Source organism: Schlesneria paludicola DSM 18645 (assembly GCF_000255655.1).
In the GTDB taxonomy this organism is placed as follows: Bacteria; Planctomycetota; Planctomycetia; order Planctomycetales; family Planctomycetaceae; genus Schlesneria; species Schlesneria paludicola.
The window spans coordinates 1,376,575-1,394,408 of record NZ_JH636434.1 but is presented as its reverse complement, the minus strand read 5'-3'; the positions used below and the strand labels follow the sequence as shown (position 1 = coordinate 1,394,408).

The window sequence follows — 17,834 nt, the reverse complement described above, 5'->3', positions numbered from 1 at the left end:
GGTCACCCATGGCAGCGATCGAAACTCGCAACGCGGCGACCAACGTTTTCATGCCGAAGATTCCATGAACGCAACTTCAAAAGCTCCCGCTTGGGAACAAGGAAGGTGCATTGCGTGCCGGCGCGGCTATTTTCGAACTTGGGCGATAGGAGACTCAGCGTTGTTCGCCGAAAGTTGAAATGTGAACATCGCCGGGGCTGGCGGCTTCACGCATCCGATCGACTCGTAAAGCCGGCATGCCGAGTGGTTTTGTCGATCGGTCAAGACCCAGGCTTCCGAACAACCGAGGTGCCGACCGACCTCGAGCAGTGCCGTCATCAACCGTTTACCGAACCCCCGACCACGATGTGACGGCGCGACTCCGACCTCGTTGATCCAAAGCTGCGGAGATTTGTCGGGATGAACGTAGTGGACGGCGGACGCGATTCCGACCACAAAACGACCGTCGATTGCGACCGCGAGATGATGACGTGGATCGCCGAGAAACTCTTCTGACAGGCGATTGTCGATCGAGTTGTCGAAGACTCCCTCCGCGACCCTGTTGAGAATGTCGTGATCGCCACGTCGCAGAATCCGGATTTCGACATCATTGAAGTCACTCCCTGAACCGGAATGATCTCCCGATAGGGGGGCCATGCCGACGCTCACGCAACAATCGAAGTCCCCCCTCGATCGACCGACTTCGAGAAGCGACGGCACTAGTAACTTGCCGATGCCGCAACTTCGATGCGATGGGGTGATGAGGCTCGTTCGGCGCCCGCTTTACACTTTGCCAACAGCTCTTGGTAGCCGTTGTACTCGTTCTTCCAGTCTCCATAGACCGCCGTTAACCCACATGCCGTGCAGCGGAAGCCAAGAGATACAGCCACCGCATGTCATCGGTTTCGTCGTAGAGTGCGACGCCCACAGTGACTTCGAACGTCACGTTTCCACAGGGGTATTCGCATTCGCACACCTCGGCATCATCGAGATACTCTTCACTGTCGCCAATGGGATGCTGGTGTTCGCAGCCGATGCAGGCTCGAATTGCGGCCCCCCTCGTTTTCGTCGAGAAACACTCGAAATCGCATACCACCGCACTGGCGGGTCGCGTCAGCGAAATGCTGAGCAACGTAACCATTCAGTTCGCTGTTTCGGAGAATTTCGGTGCGGATGTTCTCCTGGCGGTCTCCGTAACAATGCTCTCCCCGTTTTTACCACGGCCATGGACGCACCACTTTACGCTGACTGTTGAATGCTGATCATTGATTCGTTCAATCGAACGCATCGACATGGCGCTGGGAGCAAATGCTCTACAGTACAGACGTCCCTCGCAATACACGTCGGCTTATGCCAATCGCATTTGACCAAGAATATTGTGAGAGTACTGGTCCGGCCGCACCATAAGCTGGCGAGATGGTTTTGAACTACGCTTCGTCAGGCGTCTCAATGAGATTTCTCTGGAATCTCTTGAGCCGTCGTCTGTCCGGCCCCATGCGTTTGCTCTCGTTCAGCTGGCTGCAGCTCTCGACATAAAAAAAACAGACCCTTCGACGAAGACATCGAAGGGTCTGTTTTGAATGTCGGGATGACAGGATTCGAACCTGCGACTTCCTGGTCCCAAACCAGGCGCTCTAGCCAAGCTGAGCTACATCCCGTGCGGCGGGCAGTTTAGGTGGGACGCACGCGTTCGTCAATGAACTTTTTGTTCCACGTGAAACCACCCATGTTTCCATGGCTACGCAGCTCGTTGCAGTTTTCCAACAATCCGTTCGAAATCATCGTTCGACGCGAAATCGATGACAATTTTTCCCTTGTCCTTCGCCTTGCCCGAAAGCTTGATTTCGACGTTTGTTCCTAACCAATCGCGGAGTTGATTTTGCAAACCGACCACGTGCGAGGTTCGGTTCGACGTATCGGCGGATGCGTTTGACTCGTCCGGATTTTGGAATGGGACGACGTCGGCGTCCTTAGTCGCGATCATTTCGCGAACCGCTTCCTCGGTCTTGCGGACGGACAGATTCTCTTGCTGAATTCTCTGCGACAGAGAAACCTGAGCGTCGACGTTTTTCAGAGCCAGGATGGCGCGAGCGTGACCGGCCGAGATCTTGTCAGACCGCAAATCGGTTTTGACCGCCTCGGGCAGTTCGAGCAGTCGGAGCATATTGCTGACCGTCGATCGTTCGAACGACAGGCGGCGTGCGAGGTCCTCGATCGTGCAACCGAACCGCTTCAGATAGTCCTGGAAGGCGATCGCCTTTTCCAGAACATTCAGGTCTTGGCGTTTCAGGTTTTCTTCGAGCGCGACTTCGCTGACCTGTTGATCGGTGAGATTCAGAACACGGCAGGGAACCTGGCGCAGGCCCGCTTTCTTGGCCGAGATCAGTCGTCGCTCGCCCGCGATCAACTGGTATCCATCCCCGGCGGGACGGACCAGAAGTGGCTGCAGCACGCCGTGCTGGCGGATGCTGTCCACCAATTCGTTGAGCGCCGTCTGATCGAAATCCTGACGCGGCTGAAACGGATTCCGCTCGATCAGTTCGACGGAGATCTCGGTCTGATCACCGGCGCTGGCTTCGTCGGTTCCTCCCATCGGAGCCGTTCCGAGCAGCGCGTTCAAGCCACGCCCCAAGCGACGACGGGAAGGTTCTTGAGAGACCTGATCGTGACCAAGTTGCTCGTCCATGATTCGTTCCTTGGCGAATAGCAATACCACCGCACAATCCATGGCGGGGATAATTAACCTACAGATGGTGAGACGCAGGAGGGGAGCCCGATTTTACTCGCGACTTCGAAATTCGGACAAGAGGAAGTTTCGAAGATGCGAGCCGATGCACGGCGTTTTGTCGTTTGCGGAAGACCGGATCACGTCACTCGACCGTGTGTGTGCGATGTCTCGGTTGTGCAGAACCCCGGGGATCCGTTGCGAACGTGGGGGTGTTGGAGCCGACGTGCGAGGAGTCGCATTGGGGGGAAACGTGGGGTGAGCGGCCACTGCTGAGCTACTTTGCGTCGACGCGAAATAGCCAGATCTGCGATCTATAAATGCCGCTCTGTGAGTCGGCGGGATCGTGATCGATGGCGCTCCGGATGGCTTGACCGAAGTCCCATGAATAGAAATTTGCCGTGTTCTGCGCGTCCATCTCGACGAGATGGCTGGGATTGAAATGGCAGATTTCTTTTAACGAATACTGTTCCAGCTTTGATCGCGACTGCGAGAATTCGGTACTGCCGAACGACTGATTTCCGAAAAGCAGAAAGGTGGGTGCCGCCGAGGTCTTTTCGATTGAGGCAAGCCCCTGGGACGGGACAGCGTATCTGAAGCCCTCCGAGCGCAAGCCAAACACGAGCGCGGGCTCGCCCCAGACGTAGGCGATCGATCCCGTTTTGGCGTTGGCGGACGAGCCGACCACGTCGGTGATTCGGCTCGCCAGTCGCTCGGAGACTGCCGCCATTCCCGTGCGATCGCTCCAGGCATGGGCGGTGCCCGCCATCAGACGGATCAGACAGTTTGTGGTCAGCCATACGAGCAGGACCCACTCGACGCGGCCGGGACGCCAAACGGCGGTCGCGGTTGGACTGCTTTTCAGGATCACGCGCCAGGGTTGCAACTGGATGGCGACACCGACTCCCAGCCAGACCGCGGTCAGCCACGGAAAAATGAGTCGAGGATACGGATGGTAGAACGGAGTCGCGAGCGTCATTCCAATGAGCCATGCGACAAGCAGACATGCCGCAATTCTCTGGCGCCGATCAAAGCGGACTGTGAGTCCGAAGAACGCCGAAATGATCGCGGTCAAAAACAGCCCAAGGGGAACGGCGAAGGTGGCAAGACGGTTCGCGAGAATCCTGACTCCCCGAGAAACGGACTTCAACGTGGAGGACATGTTCCAAAGTTGCGCTCCATTGCTTGCCGCGCCGAGGCCCTCTTCGAGGACCTGATCGGCGGTGGGCCGCCGTGCTGGATTCGACCAACTGCTGCGACTGCCGAGAGGGACGAACGTGGGTTCGGTGACCATGCCCAGCATGTTGTCGTACATTCCAATGCATTCGACTTGCTTGGCGGCGGTGTTCCACCACTGACCAATCCCGACCAAGTACTGGCGATGATTTGCCGCGACGGTGGCGTATCCTCCGGTTTTTTGCAGACCCACCAGAACCGGCGACCAGACCAAAAACGCGATCGTGGCGACGAGCAGCCAGCGCGTCAGCGCACGTCCCATCGCGCGTTCCGTCGAAGGCGCGATCGTCAACCAAAGCCCCGATCCGGCGGCTCCGATCGCGAGCGGCAGCCAGCCATTGTACTTTGTCGACCATGCGAGTCCGGTGAAGGCTCCGGCCAAAATCAGAAACCGCCAGGGCAGCGGGGCCGCAGCGATCGGCTTCGATTTCTTCCGCTCGAGGTTCAGCGGAAGATCGTTTGCCCACGCGCACCAAAAAAAATAGACGCCCCAAAGGACGAACAGGGACAGCGTGACATCGGTCAGCGCGGTCCGGGAATACGATGCGTGAAAGTCACTGGTCGCGACGAGCCAAGCGGAAATCAGGCCCGCACTTGGACCGAACCAACGTCGTCCGACCCACCAGATCGACGGAATCATGGCGATGCCGGCGACCAGGGACGGTATCATCGGGACGAAGCCGGTGGGAGAAAATCCGCAGATTGAAACCAGCGTCATCGTCCATTCAATGGCGGCAGGAAGCAGCGGCGGGGCATATAAGTAACGGGCGGGATAGGAGTATCCATTGCTCGAATCGAACCAGAAGTTGGAGGCGTAGACGGCTTCGTCAAAGTGCTCGACGGCGATTCGACCAAGAAAATTGACGCGGACAAACATGCCTAAAAGGATCGCTCCCGCGAGGAACAGAAGTTCGCGGCGCCAATCGGCGGGGGTGTTCGTCAGTGGGGCGGGGGAACTCATGTCAAATAAGATATCGCGCCGTGGGTTGGATCGTCTTCCCCAACCGCCTATGATTATGTCTCAAGTGCACGGTTTACATGTCCCAGGAAAATAGTCCGATGTCGAATCCAGACGTAATGTACGATGAAGCAATTGCCCTGAAAGATAAAGGGGACATCCCGGCGGCCGTCGCGAAACTGCAAGAGATCGAGACGATCGCCCCGGAACACGCGTTGACGCATTCCGCGTTGGCAGTGATGTTGCAGAAGTTGGGGAAGTTCGACGAAGCGATTTCTCACGCGAAGAAAGTCGTGGAACTGAATCCCAACGATGCCTTTTCGCAGTCGCAACTGTCAGTGATCTACCAGCGCTGCGGTCGAATTCCCGAAGCGGAAGATGCTCTCGGAAAAAGCCGCTCGATGAATATGGGTGGCGGTTGTGGCAGCGGTGGTTGCGGTCACCACTGATTTCTGCGTCACGAATCAGAATTCGGATGACACTGCATGACAGGCGTTGGTCATGCGGTGCGTTCTGAGTCGCACGTTTGGCAAATCCGCCGCGTTGTTCGTTGTCGTCCAAATCTGACGAGCCCAAGTTGTCTCGTTCATTGATTCGGCCGAGCCGAGCCGTGTCACGGCGCGGCGCGTTGAAGGAAAGGGGACTGGCTCCGCAAGGTGCCAGTCCCCTTTCTTTCAACGCTTGTTTCGGCAGAGCGGCAACTCTGGGAATTCTCGTTGTTACCGCCCGCGATTGGCGATGATGGCAACAAGGGCGGTGAGCTCTCGCGGATTCTGGATTGAATCGCCGTTTGCCGAACCGCAGCGTCTCGCCAGGACGTTACATAACGTTCGCGGCCCTGAAGTCCCGAGAGCTGATCGGCAGTTTGATTTGTGAGCGGTTTGCCAGAAAGGGGACAGGCAGCTGGCGGAGCCAGTCCTCTTTCTGGCAACTCAGCGACAAATCATTCAGGGCGTTGCGGCCGAGCGTGACTCTCGCTGGCGTTTGACTTCTGTGAATTTTCCGAAGTTTCGCCGCGCCAAGAGTTCGCCAGACTCGCAGGCTTTCCAGGTTTTGATCTACCGTTTGCGACCTCGCTGGCTGTACGAGATTCGATACAGGTTGCGCTCCAAAATGACGATTCTGCGGTTTAGGACACTGCGCGCCGGGCTTCGTTGGGAACGAATTTCGGCAGGTCACGCGCTGGCGATTCGAGAACGTCAATCAAGACGAAACGATTGCCATGGGCCCAGCAGACCGATCCGCTTACGCACTTGTCGAGTTTGACCAGATTTGCCCAGGGATAGGTAAGAAGCATGAATGGCCAGGTGCGACTGATTCTAACGCTGCACAACCATCAACCCGTCGGGAACTTTGATGGCGTGTTCGAAGGGGCGTTCCAAGACAGTTACGTTCCTTTTCTTGACGTGTTACAAGACTTTCCCGAATTGCCCGTCGTGCTGCACATTTCGGGCAGCCTGCTCGATTGGCTCGAGGTCAATCATCCCGAGTACATTGCCCGCGTGCGGGAGTTCGTCCAGCGCGGTCAGATCGAAATTCTGGGCGGTCCCTATTATGAACCGATTCTTTCGGCGATTCCGCGCCGTGATCGAATCGGGCAGATTCAGCTTTATAAACGGCATCTGGAAAATCTGTTCGAAACTCGGGTCCGCGGAATGTGGGTGCCGGAACGCGTGTGGGAACAATCCTTCGCGGGCGAGATTGTCGACGCGGGCATCGAATACACGCTGCTTGACGACACGCATTTTCGCAATGCGGGACTGAATGAAGACAGCCTGCACGGCTTTTATCTGACGGAAGAAAGCGGTCGTCTGCTGAAAGTCTTCGCGGGCGGCGAGCGACTGCGTTACTTGATCCCATATGCCGATCCCCAGGAACTGATCAACCACTGCCGGGGGATCGCCGAGCGATTTCCGAATGCCGTTCTGATCTTTGGTGATGACGGCGAAAAGTTCGGCGTTTGGCCAGGTTCAAAAGATCACGTCTATCGCGACGGCTGGCTACGTCGTTTCTTCACAGCGCTGCGCGAGAATCAAGAGTGGCTGCATGTCACCACGATGGCCGAGACGGTGGACTATGTTTCGCCGCTGGGACGCGTCTACCTTCCCGATGCCAGCTATCGCGAAATGACCGAGTGGGCGCTTCCGACGGAAAAGCAGACTCAGTATCGCAATCTCGTATCGATGAACGAACAACGCCACGACTGGCATTCGATGCGGCAATTTGTTCGTGCCGGATTCTGGCGAAATTTCTTGGTGAAGTATCCCGAGTCCAACGAGATGTACTCGCGGATGATGCAGGTCAGCCGTCGCTTGGAAGAGGTCTCGTCCACCGTGACGTCTGGTGCCGGTTTGCAATTGGTTGCGGATGCTCGCCGCGAACTCTATCGCGGACAGTGCAATTGTTCGTACTGGCACGGCGCCTTCGGCGGGCTGTATCTGCCGCATCTCCGCAACGCCGTCTATCGGAGTTTGATTTCCGCCGAGATGTTGCTCGATCGTGCCGCGGGACGAAAAGCGCGCGGCGTCGAGATTGCTGCCGACGATTTTAATCTCGATGCCCGGAAGGAAATTCGCATGGGCGGTGAAGGACTCACGGCCTTCTTGTCGCCCGGTAAAGGTGGTCATCTGTACGAGCTAGATGTTCGCCAGATTCAAACGAACCTGCTGGCCACGTTGAATCGACGATCAGAACCGTACCACGACCGAATTCGGGCGCACGCCGGACAGGCCGCAAGCGATACCGGCGGCGGTGTTGATCCCAATGGCGGTGTCCGTTTCAAGCAGCCGAACCTGGACCAGAAACTGCAATACGATAGCTGGGCTCGCAAGAGTCTCGTCGATCACTTCTTGCAGCCCGGCTTGGACCATCGAAGCTTCGAACACGGACAGGGAGAACTGGGAGACTTCGTCGAGGGAGTGTATCTCTCGAAGATTCGTCGATCGGACGAACGCGTCGAAGCGACGCTGTGGCGCGAGGGACAGTTGGGGCCGTATCAGGTCAAGGTGTCCAAGACGGTTTCGATGTGTGCGCAGCAACGAAGCTCGATTGAGATTCAGTATCGCCTGGAAAATTTGCCGGTTGGCTTACCGATTCACTTCGGGGTGGAATTCAATTTCGCTGCGATGCCGGCGGGGGCAAATGACCGGTATTACTACGATGCCGATGGGCAGAATCTGGGGACGCTCGAACGATCACAGGCAACCGAGCCGTCCGAACGAGTCGGGCTTGTGGATGAATGGTTGGGGCTGGACGTTTCACTGGATGTTTCGCACGCGGCACGATTCTGGACTCAACCGATTCAGACGGTCAGTCAATCGGAAAGTGGCTACGAGCTGGTTCATCAAAGTTGTGCCGTCATGCCGACATGGAACTTTATCGCTCCGTCCGATGGCCAGTGGACGGTGACGATCAATCTGTCGGTGGATACTTCGATTGCCCAGGCCAGGCAATTGTCTGAACGAGCCGCGGCAAAACTGATGACGATGGAACTGTCCGCGGACGAATGACCTGTTGAGTGATACGGCACGCGCCGGAGAGCGACGGGAACGATCCCGCTTCACGCGAACTCAGGCCGTTGCGGGATTCGGAACGACCGCCAGGAGGGAGTGATTTCTTGCAAGGTCACTCCATTCCTCGCGGAGCGACCGTTTCGGATCGCAATCGCGAACAAGGCGTCGTCGACTAACGATGAGCAGGTCGAGCTGATTTTCGGTCGCATAGCGGGCGATCCGCGTTTCTGAATCGTCATCGAGAATCTCGAGTTTCGAACCGAACGGTAGTGCCCGAAAATCGGTCCGTTCGAGTTGCGATTTCAGTTCGGATTCCGCCGTTCGCCGAAGGCTCGCCAGTTCTTCGACTGGGTCGGAGTCCGCAATTGAAATGCCGTCATCGCTCGTCAATTCGAAGCGATTGATGGGGTGCAGCACATGCAGTCGTGCATTCAAGAGTCGGGCGAGCGTCACGGCGAGTGGCAGCGCAAGGTTCTCGCTGGTTTGGCCAATGAAACCGATGTTCAGGGGATCGCCTTGACGTTTGGGATGGAACGCCCAGGCGGAACATCGTGATCTCAACAGCAGATTGTCGACCACGGGAGCTCTGGAGTTCTTATCGTGCGCGCCTGCCGACGTCCCTGTGAACATCACAAGGTCGTAGGAGTCTTCGAAGGATTCGGCGATCAGTTCCTCTGAAAAGTCGCCCGATCGAATCAGGCATCGCGCGGAAATGCCTTTTGCCGCGGCCTGTTCCTGCAATGAGATCAATTCGCGACGAATGCCTTCATCCGATTGGACGGCTATCGGAACAGTGAAAGCATTCGATGGGGCATCGGTAGGTTGTGGCGCGACGACGGCACAAAATGTCAGTTGAGCGCCGGTGACAAGTGCCAAGTCAATGGCGGCTATGTGGACAGGCGTGAGTCTGATTGACGAGATCTCGTGTAGCGGCGCCACAGTTTCAACTGGAGAGACGGCAACGAGGACGTTTTCAAATCGAAACATTCAGCGGGGTTCTCACATTCACAGGGGCGCCTGCGTTCACTGAACAATTCGTCATTCTGTGCATATTCGGCATGGGGAACGACAGATTCAACACGGTTTGTTGCCCAATTGCTACGTCGCCGAATTGCCTGAGATAGGTTGGCAGTGATCGAGCAACAACGGAAATTCCGTTCACTGCACGAACGCGGTTTCGTCGCTCGATCTGCAACTGTCCCTGATTTTGACTTTCGATCGCAAGAAAGCCAATCGATCCCCGATGGTCTTCCTGTCAAACGAACGCGCGATGCGACATGCCGTTCGAGATGACACTGGTATCCCAGATGCCTAAACACACAACTCAGCCGATAGAATCCTCAGTCGCCCTGAAGGCACTTGATGCCGCTTCGTCACATGAAGGCGCGGTTGGGACGGAAGTGATTACCAAATATCAGCATGATCTGGATCAAAAAGACGAACTGATTACCGCGCTCGTGAAAGAACTTGAGCAAGCGGTTGAGCAGCTTGACCGGATCGAACGAACAGGCGCTGATCGTTCTCGCGGCAATCGGTCGTCGATGTCGGCAAATCCCTTTGCGGATTTGCATGATGGACGATCGCCTTTCATGGACGATCTGCGGCAGATGGCCGCAGACTGGGAAGAGACGCAGGCGGGATCACTGCTGGTGCGCATCGATTCTCAATTGGCGTCGCTTTGTGACCTGGTCAAGAACCAGCCACGCGGCCATCGGACGGCGAGCGAACCGAATGACTTCGAAGAACGAATTCGACGTCTCAATTTGCCTCCCGAGACAAATTCGGATCAGCACACTGACTCGGTCAATATGACGCTTGATGAATCGTCGCCATGCTGGCAAACGATTAAGAGTCAGATTCTGGACGGAGAATTCATCGCTGCGCCTGAACCGGTTGAAATGACGGACGATCGCGAGATCCTGAAGCTGATGACGGAGACTCCGACGCCAGTCGATGTGGATTTCCAATCAGCCAGCCATGACGATCTTAAGGCGGCAATTCTCGAACGTGATACGTATATCATTCAATTGAATCGACTGTTTCGCACGCGGAATGTGCTGGCGTTGCCGAATGACTGGGCCGCGTTGGGAAACGTGCCTGCCGACCTTCAGCTTCGCGTCGAATCGATCATGGAACACCTTGACGTTCAAGTGCGTCTGGGTGAAGTCGAGATGTCGCTGGAACGAGCACGTCTCGCCCGCGAACGATCACAGATTCAATCGGATCGCGAAACGATCGAAAAGCACATGAAGCGACTGGGACTGACGTCGCTTTCCGAGCTGGAGAATATCAGCGCTGCAACGGGGTCGATCACCGATCGCAGGTGGCTGCGATTCCTCGGGCCGAATACGAAGTAGGTCGTCACCGCGTCGTAACTTCATCTTTAGAATTTACGTGCGCCACCCGCCTGATCGACGCGACGATGCGATTCTGCTCCGATGGCATTCCGAAAATTCGTTTGCTGAATCGGAGTGGATGACCCCACGGGCGGCATTTGCAATTGGTTCAAGAACGACGTGATCTCGCTGACGGATTCTTTCGTCTGGTGGATCTGTTTTCCATCGGACGTTTCCATGCCGATCTCAAGGTAACGCTGGACCCGCGATTGCGTCGGCAGGCCGGTGATGCGATCCACGCGACAGGTTCCCGTACACTGGCCCCCCTTGACCTGAATCTTCATGGAACCTTCGGCCGTTCGAATCACGGTTGGGTTCGTGTTTCCACTGATTCGACCGGACAGCAGAATCTCGGCGGATGTTGGCGTCAGTTCTTTCAACATGCACTGTGTGTTGACGATGGTGGGAATTGGCCCGTCCGAATGTCGGGGATCAAGTTCCCAGGTGGCTCCTTCTTTTACAGAAACGCCTGGGTGCTTCGGGTCGTTGCTGTATGGCAACAGGCCGATGCTGTCGTCGATAAAATTCGCGATTCCGTCCTCGCGTCGTGTGGCATCCAATTGTTTCTGCACCATGGCGACATGCTGTGGAGGAACGCTGCTTAGACAGCGTCGTAGAAAGTCATTGAAGCCAACGATCTCGATGACCTTGTTGTCGGGGCCGATCCAGAACGAAAAGCCGTTCTTTGCCAGTCCGGCATAGAGCATGGCTTCAGGTGGCACTACTTCGCCGGGCCGGTCCGAAGAGTACGAGACTTTCTTTCCGTGAATGTCCTGATCGTATTTGACGCGGTGATAGTGGACTGAGAGGAGCTTTCGCCCATCGGGTTGCACATCCTCGACGACCAGTGACAGCATCATGTCGGTTTGAGACGTGTTTTCGCTGACGCCGTTGGCGTCGGACTGCGTCAGTCGATTCGAGACTCGTTTTGAAAGCGGGAAACGATCGCCCACTTTCACTTTCAACTCCAGCAGGCCCTCTTGGATGGGGGAATTCTCACCTGCCATTAGACGCGTTTCGGCTTCGGAGGAACTCTGGTCGGTTTCGGTGCCGTCCAATTCATTCAGTTCAGTGTCATCGTCCGCCACCGAGTCTTGGAAATAGCTGCAACCGGACAGGCTGACGCACAACAGTGATCCAATCAACATCCATCGCAGTGTCGCTGGTGACATCGCATTGCCTTCCATGGTGAGCCATCGTCTTGCGGCGGTTCTCGTTCGCCGCGCACAATGAGTTTGCGCAATATCCCTCTGCGCGGCGTGAAGATAGCAATCGGCCGATTCCGCGCGAAGACGGAATTCGCGGGCGGGACAAGTGGCCAGCTGGACAGACCCTGAATCCCAGAGAATCGCGGGAACGCTTCTATTTCCTGCCTGGAGAATGATGGAGTAGAATCCTGGGGATCGTTGAACTTTCAACGTTGCCCGCAAATGTTCGTTGAAGATCTCCATTCTTGATGAAATCGGACAGGATGTCCGGTTGCGTCTCCACGGTTGGTATTGATGACTCAATTGTCTACTCCGACGCCGACTGTCAATGCGGTGGGTACGTCGGGATCCGACTTCGATGTTGACGAGCGAGGTACGTTTCGCGCCCTGGTTGAAGCGTTCGTTTCGCTGTTTATTGCCGTGCTTCTGTTTCGCACATTTGCGGCAGAAGGCTATATGATCTCGACGGGGTCAATGGCCCCCTGTCTGCTGGGATTTCATAAGCGGATCGTTTGTCCCACGTGTCAGATCACGTTCCCCTTTGGGACGGCCTATGACACGGACGAGGATCCCGATGCCGAGTCTGTGGTGGCCAATCGCACCCGCGCGGTCTGTCCCAATTGCGGACAACACGGAATCGACGTTTCGGAAGTTCCGCGAAATCACGGAGATCAACTGCTGGTCAACAAGCAGGCCTACCTCTATCGCCCACCACGTCGCTGGGATGTCATTGTCTTCCGGAACCCGGCTCATCCGACGGAAGCCTATGTGAAACGGGCCGTCGGCTTGCCTGGCGAGCGAATTCAGATCCAGGGCGGGGATGTGATCATTGATGGTCAGATTGCCCGGAAAAACTATGCACAACAAGTGGCGACCCGGATTCTGGTCCATGATCATGACTACCGACCGACAGATGATGACGAGTTTGAACCGCACTGGAAGTGCGTGGATGAAACCGAAGACGATCTTGAGAGATCAAAGACGACCGTCTGGACGGCGGGTTCGAAGTCGTTCCAGTTGCGTGGTGGAAATGTCCGTCGTCCCGACAAGACCCCGCTCGCCTGGGTCGAATACCATCACTGGATCCGATCAGGAGGCCTGCACGATACCTCCGTCCCACTCAGTCAGTGGCCGGAAGATCTTAACAGTTCCCTAGTTCCCGATGCGGGACTGAAGTTCGACCCAAAGAACAGCGAGTTCCATGTGACGGGGGCACTTTCGAAAGAGGTCGCCCGAAAGCTGATGGAACTGACCACCGATCAAGTGTTCTATCGCGCGGTCCAGGATCTTTACGAAGCATCGCACATCGTGCCGATCTCCGACGAATATGGATACAACCCGCCGGACGAAGTGGGAACCCCCAATCCGGTCCTCGATTTGATGCTATCTGCGCGTGTTGCCTGGCAAGGCGGAGCGGGTGAGTTCGTGGTCGAGATGACCAATGGCGCATCCGTGTATTCAGTGGTGTTCGATATTGTGCGCCGCGAAGTCAGTCTGTTTGTCGATGTGTTGCCCGACGGAGTGACGATTGGGACACGGGCCGATACGCGTCACAGTGAATCCGAGGCGGTCGTATCGGCTCCATGGCCGTCGTCATTCACGGAAGCGGGGGGCCTGATCGAAGTGTCACTGATCGACAGGCAAGTGCTGATCGCCATCAACGGAAAACCGGTGATGGAACCGGCCGCAATCGACTTGCCGAGAAACGTCCAGCCTCCGCGAATCCCCGTTCGGTTTGGTGCACGCGGCGTCGACATCAAGATGAGCCAGCTCAAACTTTATCGTGACGTGTACTACACCGAATCTCGCAGTCGACACGCGGTGAATCGCCCGTACGAACTGGGACCCGATGAATTCTTCGTGCTGGGGGACAACAGCCCCGTCTCTCATGACAGTCGCCGCTGGGACAAACCAACGGTGCCGCGAAAGCATCTGATCGGGAAGCCGTTCCTGGTGCACTTGCCATCCAAACCGGGTAACCTGCGGATCGGGAATCAAGAGATTCATCTTCGTATTCCTGACTGGGAACGAATTCGCTTCCTGCGATAACACATCACAATCGAAACGCTTTCGATTGACTGAAATAAAGGGCCCGTGCGGAATGTGGTTGGCCAGACTGGATCTATTGGCGTTCGGGCGATTCACGGATGTCAAGTTGGCGCTTGGACCGGGATTTCATTTGATTTATGGTCCGAATGAGGCGGGCAAAAGCACCACTCTGCGGGCGATCCGCCAGTTGCTGTTCGGATTCGATGAACGGACGGACGACAATTTTCTCCACCAGAATCCGCAATTGCGAATTGGCGGGATCGTTCAGAATCGACAGGGCGAGACTCTCGAGATTATTCGGCGGAAGGCGCGAAAAGACTCATTGCGCGCCGGTGACGATTCGACCGTCATCGATGACCAACGCTGGCAACGCATGCTCTGCGGGCTCGACGAAGCGACGTTCTCGAATCGATATGGGATCGACTACGAACGCCTAGTCGAAGGGGGACGCGAGATCGCGACGGGGACCGGCGATCTTGGTGAAATTCTGTTCGCCACAGGATCGGGTGTGATGGATCTGGCGGCGGTCCAAAAACGCCTGACGGAGGAAGCGGCAGAACTATTCAAGCCACAAGGCAAGAAGCAAAAGATCAATCAGGGGATCGTTGAATGGCAAACACAACGCGATCTGGTTGCCGCCAAACTTCTACCCGTGTCGGATTGGGAAGAAGCTGAATTTTCACGGCAGAAAACGCGTGCGGCGCTGGATGCCATCACGACTGAGATGGAGACGAATACCGCCGAAGTGGATCGGCGACGGCGCTGGCAACAAGCGATTCCGCTATTGGTCGAACGATCGACGGCGCAGAGTCAATTGGCTGCGTTGACGGCGGTGCCCGTATTGCCGGTGGAGTTTGGCGCGCGCCGACAAGAGGCCTTCGTGTTGTTGAAGCACGCCGATGAGCAGTTGCGATCCGAACAGAAGACGATCGACGACACACAACTGCGGCTCGAAGCACTGGCTACGCCCAGCGTGCTCGTCGCGCGGGCCGACGATCTCACTCAGTTGCTAACGGGCTGGGGCTCATACTGCAAGGCACAATTGGATCGGCCAAAGCTTGTTGATCAGCGACAGCGATTGATCCGGTCGATTGGCGAATTGCAGACGACGCTCAGTCAATCGTCTGAAATTGCGATCGACAACGTTGTCATTCCCGATCGAATTCATCGAGTGCGGATTGGGCAATTGGGCCGACAAGAGGCGGGACTGCTTCAAGCCCTCGAACATGCCGGGAAACGGTGTTCACAGCTGACATCGGACGCGGATCGAGCTCGTTCCGAAATCGCGGCACTGCCTCTGCTGCGGCCATTGGACGCACTACGCTCTGCCGTCCGCACGATGCGAATCGAAGGCGACCTCGAGCAGCAGCTTTCGAGGTTCAAGAATGAAATCGCCGAGCGACAAGCCGATTGCGAACAGCAGTTGAAGGGATTGGCCCCATGGACGGGATCGCCTGAGCGGCTTGTCACATTGAACGTGCCGGAGCCAGATCAGATCGCCGCGTGCGAAGCCGAATTGCGATCTCTGGAATCCGGGCAAGCATTGCTTCTGCGACGACGCACCGAACTGACCGAGGCGGGGGCGAAGTTAAGGCTGGAAATCGAGGTTTTGAAGCAAGAGTTTCAGGTTCCGACGGAAGCTGATTTGCTGGCCGCTCGGCGAAGTCGTGACGACGTTGGCGAAACGTTGCGATCATCACTGAAGACCAATCAGAAGGCGGCTGAGCCGATTCTCGATCAGCTTCTCAAGCGGATCGGCGAGTCGGATCAGATTTCGGATCGATTGCGAAATGAAGCGGATCGCGTGGCTCAATTTGCGGACTATGCATCGGACCTGATCGAACTCGATGATCGCCAACGCAATCTCGCACTGGAATTGACGGCGATCGATGAACGACGGATTGAGCTCGACAAGAATTGGAGCTCGATGTGGCCCGAGTTGGGCTTCGCGCCACGAACGCCGCGCGAGATGCAGACGTGGCTTTCTCGGCGCGAAGTTTGGTTGCGAACATACGAACTGCAGTCACGCCGAATCAAAGATCTTGATGCGCTCAAAGAGCGGCTTGACGAACATCAGGCGTTGCTTGTTCGATTGCTGGACGATGAGTTGGAACTGCAGGCTAGTGGCACCTCGAATCCGGATGGGATCGGCGACAGCGACCGGTTGCGGGGGAAGTCGTTTGGCGAACTGTTGCTGATGGCCGAAGATCGGCTGCGGCAGGCGGACCAGATTGAGCAGTCTCGACGTGAGGCCGAGGAGATTCTGGCTCGACACTCGGTCGAGAGCGCGAGTGCCCTCGAGCAGCAACGCCTTTGCGCCGAGCAGCTCGAGAAATGGCATGGGGAATGGCGAGCGGCATTGTCGGAGCTAACGCTTCCGCCCGATTCGTCGCCAGACGCGATCGCCGTGATACTTGATTCGATCAGTGAGTTGGCGGATCTTCGCCGGCAAGCGGATCAGCTTGAGCAACGAATTCAGGGGATCGACGCCGATGCCTTGACGTTCTCGGCCAGTGTGATCGAACTGTGCCGCGAACTCGCTCCTGATCTGATGGAGCAGGGAACCGAGGACGCGGTGAACTCGCTTCGCATTCGCGCTGTCGCGGCCCAAAAGGATCAGGCGACGATCAATCAATTGACGGCCCGTCTTTCGCAGGCCGAGCGTCAATTGCGAACGGCGCGAGAATCCCGTGATCGTGCGATTCAGGTCGTTGCGGAACTGTGCCAGACGGCCGGGCTGTCGCCGCTTGGCGAGGTTGTCGCGTCGGAACCACTGCACGGAATTCTGGATGAGCTGGCAACCATTGAAGCGAGCTCGCGTCGCCTGCAAGGGTGTGAACGCGAGGTTGCCAGAATTGAAGCGAGACTCGTCGAGTTGGCAGATGGAACCCCCGTCGACGAGTTCGTGTCCCTGGTGAAGGGTGTATCCAGTCAAGAACTGGCAGCCGATCTTCAGCGGCTGGAACGAGAAGGCGAGCAGCTCGCGGAGCAACGGAATCAGCTTCATCAACAGCTCGGTGGGTTTGTATTGCGACTGCAGCAAATGGACGGCAGTACCGAGGCGGCCGAGGCGGAAGAGAAGCAACGTCAGTGGCTTGCTCGAATTCAGTCGGACGCCGATCAGTATGTGCGCCTGAAACTCTCGAGCGTTGTCCTGCGATCGGCGATCGAGAAGTACCGCGAGAAGATTCGCGGACCTGTGCTGGCGGTGGCCAGCGATCTCTTTCGCGAACTGACGCTTGAGTCGTTTGATGGACTTCGCGTCGTGGAAGACGACGGCGGGCATTCCATTCTGGTCGGTTTGCGCTCGGGGCAGCGCGAGATGGTTGCTGTCGGCGGAATGAGTGAAGGAACGTGCGATCAACTGTATCTGGCGCTGCGTTTGGCGAGTTTGTCGCTCGAAGACGCGCCACGAAATCAACTGCCGTTTATCGCGGACGATATTCTGATTCAGTTTGACGATGCCCGATCGGCGGCGACGCTGCGAATTCTGTCGAGACTGGCAAAGGATCGGCAGGTGATCTTCTTTACGCATCACGAGCATCTGCTCGAAATCGCACAAAAGATTTCTCCGACGGAGTTCGCCATCCATCGACTGGTGAGTTAGCACAGTTGAAGTAATGGGGACTGGCCGAGACCAGATTTATAGCCGCCATGACATTGTGAATACCAAGGTGTCTGCCCATTTCTACAACAGGCTGCTCGTTCTCGTCCGGAAATGAATCAAGCCGTGCAACAGAGAATCCGTTGCACGGCTTGCGTTTCAGAAAC

The 17,834-nt window shown here is 56.6% G+C and carries 11 protein-coding genes and 1 tRNA gene; 5 read left to right on the top strand and 7 right to left on the bottom strand.

Annotation, left to right across the window (positions count from 1 at the left end; genetic code table 11):
• Positions 1-126 precede the first annotated feature (126 nt).
• The 5 genes from OSO_RS0106815 to OSO_RS0106795 all read right to left on the bottom strand — a co-directional run bounded on the left by OSO_RS0106815 (position 127) and on the right by OSO_RS0106795 (position 4,901).
• Positions 127-636 (bottom strand): GNAT family N-acetyltransferase, encoded by a 510-nt coding sequence (locus tag OSO_RS0106815; protein ID WP_010582704.1) that lies wholly within the window; start codon positions 634-636, stop codon positions 127-129.
• A 62-nt stretch (positions 637-698) separates the two neighbouring features.
• The gene (locus OSO_RS51570; RefSeq protein WP_193378329.1) at positions 699-869 is read right to left on the bottom strand and encodes a hypothetical protein; all 171 of its coding nucleotides are present in this window, start codon (positions 867-869) and stop codon (positions 699-701) included.
• A 693-nt stretch (positions 870-1,562) separates the two neighbouring features.
• Positions 1,563-1,637 (bottom strand) — tRNA-Pro (locus OSO_RS0106805).
• A gap of 80 nt (positions 1,638-1,717) precedes the next feature.
• Positions 1,718-2,665: a ParB/RepB/Spo0J family partition protein gene (locus tag OSO_RS0106800; RefSeq protein ID WP_010582702.1), complete on the bottom strand. Its 948-nt coding sequence runs from the start codon at positions 2,663-2,665 to the stop codon at positions 1,718-1,720.
• A gap of 316 nt (positions 2,666-2,981) precedes the next feature.
• Positions 2,982-4,901, bottom strand: a complete 1,920-nt coding sequence (locus tag OSO_RS0106795) for an ArnT family glycosyltransferase (protein ID WP_010582701.1) — start codon at positions 4,899-4,901, stop codon at positions 2,982-2,984.
• A gap of 98 nt (positions 4,902-4,999) precedes the next feature.
• Here OSO_RS0106795 and OSO_RS0106790 point away from each other — a divergent pair, with 98 nt between their 5' ends.
• Together OSO_RS0106790 and OSO_RS0106780 are read left to right on the top strand one after the other, a co-directional pair.
• A complete protein-coding gene (locus OSO_RS0106790; protein WP_010582700.1) occupies positions 5,000-5,347 on the top strand; it encodes a tetratricopeptide repeat protein in 348 nt (115 codons plus the stop codon).
• 846 nt (positions 5,348-6,193) lie between these two features.
• On the top strand, positions 6,194-8,407 hold the full coding sequence (locus OSO_RS0106780; RefSeq protein ID WP_010582699.1) for an alpha-amylase/4-alpha-glucanotransferase domain-containing protein: 2,214 nt from the start codon (positions 6,194-6,196) through the stop codon (positions 8,405-8,407).
• Between the two features lie 60 nt (positions 8,408-8,467).
• On the opposite strand, the gene OSO_RS0106775 is transcribed toward OSO_RS0106780, so the two are convergent.
• Complete coding sequence (locus OSO_RS0106775; RefSeq protein ID WP_010582698.1) at positions 8,468-9,397, bottom strand: universal stress protein; 930 nt, start codon at positions 9,395-9,397, stop codon at positions 8,468-8,470.
• Between the two features lie 320 nt (positions 9,398-9,717).
• On the opposite strand from OSO_RS0106775, the gene OSO_RS0106765 reads away from it, so the two are divergent.
• The gene (locus OSO_RS0106765) at positions 9,718-10,767 is read left to right on the top strand and encodes a hypothetical protein (RefSeq protein ID WP_157605069.1); all 1,050 of its coding nucleotides are present in this window, start codon (positions 9,718-9,720) and stop codon (positions 10,765-10,767) included.
• A 26-nt stretch (positions 10,768-10,793) separates the two neighbouring features.
• Here the strand turns inward: OSO_RS0106765 and OSO_RS0106760 are convergent, their stop codons facing one another.
• Positions 10,794-11,978, bottom strand: a complete 1,185-nt coding sequence (locus tag OSO_RS0106760) for a DUF6263 family protein (RefSeq protein WP_157605068.1) — start codon at positions 11,976-11,978, stop codon at positions 10,794-10,796.
• A gap of 330 nt (positions 11,979-12,308) precedes the next feature.
• On the opposite strand from OSO_RS0106760, the gene lepB reads away from it, so the two are divergent.
• Both lepB and OSO_RS0106750 read left to right on the top strand, forming a co-directional pair.
• A complete protein-coding gene (gene lepB / locus OSO_RS47535) occupies positions 12,309-14,063 on the top strand; it encodes a signal peptidase I (RefSeq protein ID WP_010582695.1) in 1,755 nt (584 codons plus the stop codon).
• A gap of 52 nt (positions 14,064-14,115) precedes the next feature.
• Positions 14,116-17,670, top strand: coding sequence for an ATP-binding protein (locus OSO_RS0106750; protein ID WP_010582694.1), 3,555 nt, complete (start codon positions 14,116-14,118; stop codon positions 17,668-17,670).
• Positions 17,671-17,834: the final 164 nt, after the last annotated feature.

Excerpts from the sequence above, each read along its gene's own strand:
- OSO_RS0106815 (WP_010582704.1), bottom strand. The coding sequence starts at position 636 with ATGGCCCCCCTATCGGGAGATCATTCCGGTTCAGGGAGTGACTTCAAT.
- OSO_RS0106800 (WP_010582702.1), bottom strand. The coding sequence starts at position 2,665 with ATGGACGAGCAACTTGGTCACGATCAGGTCTCTCAAGAACCTTCCCGT.
- OSO_RS0106795 (WP_010582701.1), bottom strand. The coding sequence starts at position 4,901 with ATGAGTTCCCCCGCCCCACTGACGAACACCCCCGCCGATTGGCGCCGC.
- OSO_RS0106790 (WP_010582700.1), top strand. The coding sequence starts at position 5,000 with ATGTCGAATCCAGACGTAATGTACGATGAAGCAATTGCCCTGAAAGAT.
- OSO_RS0106780 (WP_010582699.1), top strand. The coding sequence starts at position 6,194 with ATGAATGGCCAGGTGCGACTGATTCTAACGCTGCACAACCATCAACCC.
- OSO_RS0106775 (WP_010582698.1), bottom strand. The coding sequence starts at position 9,397 with ATGTTTCGATTTGAAAACGTCCTCGTTGCCGTCTCTCCAGTTGAAACT.
- OSO_RS0106765 (WP_157605069.1), top strand. The coding sequence starts at position 9,718 with ATGCCTAAACACACAACTCAGCCGATAGAATCCTCAGTCGCCCTGAAG.
- OSO_RS0106760 (WP_157605068.1), bottom strand. The coding sequence starts at position 11,978 with ATGTCACCAGCGACACTGCGATGGATGTTGATTGGATCACTGTTGTGC.
- lepB (WP_010582695.1), top strand. The coding sequence starts at position 12,309 with ATGACTCAATTGTCTACTCCGACGCCGACTGTCAATGCGGTGGGTACG.
- OSO_RS0106750 (WP_010582694.1), top strand. The coding sequence starts at position 14,116 with ATGTGGTTGGCCAGACTGGATCTATTGGCGTTCGGGCGATTCACGGAT.